This window comes from Nakamurella sp. (genome assembly GCF_048594475.1).
In the GTDB taxonomy this organism is placed as follows: Bacteria; Actinomycetota; Actinomycetes; order Mycobacteriales; family Nakamurellaceae; genus Nakamurella.
This window is the reverse complement of sequence record NZ_JBMDXT010000210.1, coordinates 1-5,675: the sequence shown is the minus strand read 5'-3', so window position 1 is coordinate 5,675 and position 5,675 is coordinate 1. Positions and strand designations below refer to the sequence as shown.

General features: G+C 76.4%; 5 protein-coding genes and 1 pseudogene. 3 read left to right on the top strand and 3 right to left on the bottom strand.

Annotation, left to right across the window (positions count from 1 at the left end):
• Together ACOJUF_RS09800 and ACOJUF_RS09795 are read left to right on the top strand one after the other, a co-directional pair.
• The coding region (locus ACOJUF_RS09800) for an FAD-dependent monooxygenase (protein WP_420121670.1) at nucleotides 1–1,050 on the top strand (1,050 nt) is incomplete at its 5' end.
• A 155-nt stretch (nucleotides 1,051–1,205) separates the two neighbouring features.
• Nucleotides 1,206–1,901 (top strand): sensor domain-containing protein, encoded by a 696-nt coding sequence (locus ACOJUF_RS09795; protein WP_420121669.1) that lies wholly within the window; start codon nucleotides 1,206–1,208, stop codon nucleotides 1,899–1,901.
• Nucleotides 1,902–1,904: 3 nt separating this feature from the next.
• Here ACOJUF_RS09795 and ACOJUF_RS09790 read toward each other — a convergent pair whose 3' ends face one another.
• Together ACOJUF_RS09790 and ACOJUF_RS09785 are read right to left on the bottom strand one after the other, a co-directional pair.
• A complete protein-coding gene (locus ACOJUF_RS09790) occupies nucleotides 1,905–3,116 on the bottom strand; it encodes an MFS transporter (protein WP_420121668.1) in 1,212 nt (403 codons plus the stop codon).
• Between the two features lie 50 nt (nucleotides 3,117–3,166).
• On the bottom strand, nucleotides 3,167–4,129 hold the full coding sequence (locus ACOJUF_RS09785) for a zinc-binding dehydrogenase (protein ID WP_420121667.1): 963 nt from the start codon (nucleotides 4,127–4,129) through the stop codon (nucleotides 3,167–3,169).
• Nucleotides 4,130–4,178: 49 nt separating this feature from the next.
• On the opposite strand from ACOJUF_RS09785, the gene ACOJUF_RS09780 reads away from it, so the two are divergent.
• The gene (locus ACOJUF_RS09780) at nucleotides 4,179–4,400 is read left to right on the top strand and encodes a hypothetical protein (RefSeq protein ID WP_420121666.1); all 222 of its coding nucleotides are present in this window, start codon (nucleotides 4,179–4,181) and stop codon (nucleotides 4,398–4,400) included.
• 159 nt (nucleotides 4,401–4,559) lie between these two features.
• Here the strand turns inward: ACOJUF_RS09780 and ACOJUF_RS09775 are convergent.
• Nucleotides 4,560–5,675: pseudogene (locus ACOJUF_RS09775) on the bottom strand (hypothetical protein); the annotation flags it as partial.

Below are 5,675 nucleotides of genomic sequence, written 5' to 3'. Positions count from 1 at the left end.
GCGCTCGGGCTGGCCGAGCCGGCCCGGGCGATCGGCGCCGCACCCGGCGGCCCGATCGCAGCCGCGCCGGCGGGTCAGCGCCGGCCGGACGGGCGCTGGCTGGTCCGGCTGCCGCCCGCGGCCACCCGGACCGTGGCGGTCGTGCACCGGGCCGACCTGCACCGGATGCTGCTCGACGCGCTGGCGCCGGGCACGGTGCGCACCGGCGCGGCAGTCGAGCGGGTCAGCGGCGACGGCCGGACGATCGAGGTGGCCGGCACCCGGCTCACGGTCGACGTGGTGGTGGCGGCCGACGGCATCCGCAGCCGGATCCGCGCCGCCCGGCCCGGCGATCCCGGCGTCCGGCCCGCCGGCTACGTCGCCTGGCGCGGGGTGACCGACCGGCCGGTCGACGTCGGCGACGGGACCGGCGAGACGGTCGGCCGCGGCCTGCGTTTCGGCATCGCGCCGCTGGCCGACGGGCGCGTCTACTGGTTCGCCGTGCGCTCGCAGCCGCCCGGTGCGCCGCTGGCCGCCGGCCCGGACGCCGTCCTGGACCTGTTCGGCGCCTGGCACGCGCCGATCGCCGAGCTGATCGATGCCACCCCGGCCGACCGGATCCAGGCGCTGCCCATCGAGGAGCTGGCCGGCCCGCTGCCGACGTTCCGGCACGGCCGGTGCGTCCTGCTCGGCGACGCCGCGCACGCCATGACCCCGAACCTGGGGCAGGGTGGCAACCAGGCGCTGGAGGACGCCGCGACCCTGGTCGCCCTGCTGGCCGGGACGGTCGGGACCGACGGCGGCACTCACCGCGCGGACGATGTCGACGCCGCCCTGACCACCTATGACCGGCTGCGCCGCCCGCGCACCCGGCGGGTCGCCCGGCAGGCGCGCCTGCTCGGACGGGTCCTGCAGGCCGATGGGCCGGTGACCAGCCGTCTCCGGGACACCGCGCTGCGGCTGACCCCGCCCGGCGCGGTCGCGCGCGGCGCGCTGGCCGTTCAGCGGTGGGACACCGTGTCCGGGGACGCCGTCAGGCCGGACGGTACGACCGGTGCCGCAGGCCGGTGACCCGACCACGCGGACGGTCTCCCCGTTGCTGCGGGCCGGCCGGTGTCGGGCGGCGACGCCAGGAGCGAATCGCGGCTGCCTGGGGGGTCTAGCCCTACCCGAGCCGACACCCTCGACCGCTGGGCGGCGGCCCGGGTCGGGCGAACGATCGAGCCATGACCACCACCGCCTGGCCCACCGAGCTCCCGCCGGCCGGCCGCGCCGATCTCGTCCGCCGGACCCCGGCCCCGGGCCTGACCTCGCCCCGGGCCTGGGCCGAACTCGTCTACGCCGTCGTCGATCTCGTGCCGGCGATCGCGTTCTTCACCCTGCTGGTGACGTTGCTGTCGGTCGGGCTCGGGCTGGTGGTGATCTACGCCGGCGTCCCGATCCTGGTGCTGGCCCTGCTGGTCGCCCGGTTCGGCGGCCTCGTGCAGCGGTCCCTGGCCGCCGCGCTGCTCGAGCTGCCGACCGAGGGTCCGCCGTGGACGGCGCCGCGCCGCCCCGGCCCGATCGCCGCGATCGGTGCCGTGGTGCGGGATCCGGCCCACTGGCGGGCGGTCGCGTACTTCTGCGTCAAGATCGGGCTGGCCCCGCTGACCTTCACCGTCGCCGTCGCGTTCTACAGCGCCGGACTCGGGGCGCTGACCTACCCGGCGTGGCGGCTCTGGCTGCCGGCCGAGGTCGCGGCCGACGGCACGGTCCACCACGGCACGCAGCTGTGGCCCGGCTTCTTCCTCGACACCTGGCCGGCCATGATCGCGTACGCCCTGCTGGGCCTAGGCGTGTTGTGGTGCGCGCCGCGGGTGGTCGGCTTCCTGACCACCGTGGACCGCATCCTCGTCGTCACCCTGCTCGGGCGGCGCGGCTGAGCCTCAGACGTGGCGCGGCGGCCGGCCCAGCCCGCGCAGCCCCCGCGCGAGCAGGGCGACCAGGGCGGCCAGCATCAGGCCGGCCCCGATCGCGGCGAAACCGGCGGCCGGGCCGTAGGTGTCGACGAGCGGGCCGAAGGCCAGCAGGCCGAGCGGCCCGGCGGCCAGGGCCAGGGCGGTGTACGACCCGATCACCCGGCCCCGGAACCGTTCCGGCGTGCGGGACTGCACGATGACCGCGCAGAGCGGGTTGATCGGGCCGGTCACGACGCCGGCGACCAGGGCGAGCCCGACCATCACCGGCACCGGCGGCAATGCCGCGAACGCACCCAGCGACAGCCCGGCCAGGGCCAGCGCGGCGACCAGCGCGACCCGGGTCGGCGCCCGGTGCGCGACGGCCCCGTAGGCCAGCGCCCCGCCGATCGCCCCGCCCGCGTACGCGGCCAGGATGACGCCGAACGCGACGACCTGCCCGGACTCGTTCAGGTAGGCGTTGAGCACCACCGACTCGAACGGCAGCAGGAACAGCCAGATCACCGCGGCGGTCAGCGTGATCGCGCGCAGGGTGCGGTCCCGCAGCAGGAACCGGACGCCGTCCAGGACCGACCGCAGGTACGGCTCGGGCGCGGGCCGGGCCGAGAGGTGCGCCGGCACCAGGACCGCGGTGACGGCCAGCGCGAGCAGGAACAGCGCCACCGCCACCCAGACCGTGCCGAACCCGCCGACCAGCACCAGCAGCAGCCCGGCCAGCGCCGGACCGGCCAGAGAGCCGGTGTTCTCGGCGACCTCGCCCCACGCGTTCACCCGGGCCAGCGGCACGCCGGCCGCCCGGGCCACGTCCGGCCGCAACGCCTCCCGGGCGGCCGCGCCCGGGCTGTCGAACACCGCCCCGACCGCGACGAGCACGAGCACCAGCCCGACGCCGAGCCCGACGGTCGCGTCGGCGATCGGCAGGGCGGCGACCGCGGAGGCGCTGAGCCCGTCGGCGATCAGTGACGTCCGCCGCTTGCCGATCCGGTCGATCAGGGCGCCGCCGAACACCGCGGCGAGGACGATGGGGGCGATGGCCGCCGCGCCGGCCAGGCCGGCCAGCGCCGCGCTGCCGGTGCGCTCCAGCACCAGCCAGGGCACCGCGATCGCGACGACGCTGTTGGCCGTGACCGACAGCGCCGTCGCCGCGAGCACGCCGGCCAGCGGGCCGACCCGTCGGGTCATCGCGGTCGGGTCATCGCGGTCGGGTCATCGGGGCGGTCGGCGCGGGCCGGTCAGGGCACCAGCACGAGCTTGCCCGGGCCGCCCTCCTCCAGGTCGCGCAGCGCCTGCGCCCCCTGGGCCAGCGGGTAGGTGCGGTCCACCACCGGCACCAGGCCGGTCGCGTCGCAGACCGCGATCAGCCGGCGCATCTCGTCCAGGGTGCCCATCGTGGAGCCGATCACCGAGATCTGCAGGAAGAACAGCCGCTGCAGGTCGGCGGACGGGTCATAGCCGCTGGTCGCGCCGCAGCAGACGACGACCCCGCCGGGCCGTACCGCCCGCATCGAGTGCGCCCAGGTCTGCTTGCCGACGGACTCGAACACCCCGTCGACCCGGTCGGGCAGCCGCGCGCCGGTCTCGAACGCCGCGTGCGCGCCCAGGTCCACGGCCCGGGACCGGCCGGCCTCGGTCCGGGACGTCGCCCAGACCCGCATGCCCAGCGCGCGGCCGAGCTGGATCAGCGCGGTGGACACCCCGCCCGTCGCCCCCTGCACCAGGATGGTCGACCCAGCCGGCAGCCCGCTGCGGGTGGCCAGCATCCGGTAGGCGGTCAGGTAGGTGGTGCCCAGCACCGCGGCCCTCGCGTGGGTCATCGACGCCGGCAACGGCAGCAGGTTGCGGTCGGGCACCGCGACGTACTCGGCGAACGTGCCCGGTTCCCGTTCGGTCAGCATGTGCCTGCGGGGGTCGACGGTCTCGTCGCCGCTCCAGCCGGGGGAGGCGATGATCGGGTAGATCACCACGTCGCGGCCGTCGTCGGTGACGCCGGCGCCGTCGCAGCCCAGGATCATCGGGAACTGCTCCGGTCGGATGCCGACCCCGCGCAGCGTCCACAGGTCGTGCCGGTTGAGCGAGGCGGCCCGGACCCGGACCCGGGTCCACCCGTCCGGCACGGCCGGCTCGGGGCGCTCACCCACCACGATCCCGGCCAGCGGATCGTCGGGATGCGGGGCGTCGGCGTAGACGGCGAGCATGGCGCCCACAGTAGGCCCGGACCCGGCGCGCCTGCGTACCCTGCAGGGCATGTGGCAGACCGTGCTCGATGTGGTCGACGCGGTCGAGTCGTGGATCGCCGGCCAGTCCTACTGGATCCAGGTCGTGCTGTTGCTCGCCGTGCTCGGGCCGCTGTGCTACCTGCTGGCCGGCCTGATCGACCGCGCGGTGGACGCCGTGCTGGCCTGGCACTCGCGCCGCGACGGCGACCGGGGCGCGGTCCCCGCCGCCCCGCAGGAGGCCGCCCGATGAGCCGGCGCCCCCTGCCGGAGGTCACCCGGCGCTGGATGACCGTCGCGCTGGTCGCGTTGCTGCTGGTGGCGATCGTGGTCGCGGTCCTGCGCTGATCGGATCCTGAACCGGGTCCGGAACCAAGTCCTGAACCGGGGCCCGGTCCGTCCGGCGGTCCGGTCAGGCGCAGCCGGCCCGCACGTCGACGCCGTCCAGGTCGAACCCGTCCTGGAGCAGGCGCAGCGGCCACGGCAGCCGGGGGGTGGCGTCGGTGATCCGGATGAACCGGGCGGCGGCCAGCGGTCCCAGGTCGACCGAACCGGCGCCGTAGGCCCGGACCGGGCCCAGGTCCACCCACGTCTGCCCGTCGGCGGACGCCGCCACCCGGGCCCGGTCGGCCAGGTCGGTGACCACCCGGGGGACGGCGGGCACCACGGCGATGTCCGCGCCGGGCAGGTTCTGCACCGGCCGGGTGAACTCCAGGGTGAGCCGGCCGCCCAGCCCCAGCGCGACGGCGTCCCGCGCTCCGCGGTCGGAACCGGCCGGGCCCAGCGCGACCGCCGGGTCGTCGCGGTCCACCGGGCGGCCCGAGCCGGCCGGGCCGGGGGCGTAGTCGGCGACCCGCTGGGCCGGGCCGTAGCAGGCGGCGGCGGTCGCCGGGGTGAGGGCCAGCCCGGCGAGCGCCGGGTCGTGGTCGGAGGCGCGGAACGCGTCGGGGGCGTACAGGGCGTCCTGCTCGGCCGGCTTGAACGAGGTGTCGTAGTCCAGCACGTCCGGCTCGTCGGCGTTGATGTGCCATTCGCCGGCCCCGGTGATCTGGCCGGTCAGCGTGGCCGAGGCCAGGACGTGGTCGAGGTAGCCGACCTGGCCGTCGAAGACGTAGCTGTAGGCGTCCGCGCCACCGAACCGCGCGATCTGATCGGTGTAGCCGGCGCCGGTCAGCGTCCGGATCGGGTCCTCGTGGTCGTAGGAGTTCAGGTCGCCGACGATCATCCGGTCGGGGTCGCCACTGCCGGTGGGGTCGGTGGCCAGGAAGTCGGCCAGCGCCTGCGCGGCGGCCGTCCGGGTCAGGTTGCAGTTGCCCTGACCGTCGCCGGTGTCCGGGTCGTCATCGCCGCAGGCGCTGCCCTTGGACTTCAGGTGGGCCACGGCCAGGGTGAACCGGCCGCCGGCCGCGGTCTGGAAGGTCTGCACCAGCACCGGGCGGTTGCGGGTGTCGTCGAAGCGGGGGTCGATCGACGAATTCAGGACGCGGAACGGGCCGACCGGGGTGACCGCGGACGGCCGGTAGATCAG

Coding starts and splice junctions, on each gene's coding strand:
- ACOJUF_RS09795 (WP_420121669.1), top strand. CDS start 1,206: ATGACCACCACCGCCTGGCCCACCGAGCTCCCGCCGGCCGGCCGCGCC.
- ACOJUF_RS09790 (WP_420121668.1), bottom strand. CDS start 3,116: ATGACCCGACGGGTCGGCCCGCTGGCCGGCGTGCTCGCGGCGACGGCG.
- ACOJUF_RS09785 (WP_420121667.1), bottom strand. CDS start 4,129: ATGCTCGCCGTCTACGCCGACGCCCCGCATCCCGACGATCCGCTGGCC.
- ACOJUF_RS09780 (WP_420121666.1), top strand. CDS start 4,179: ATGTGGCAGACCGTGCTCGATGTGGTCGACGCGGTCGAGTCGTGGATC.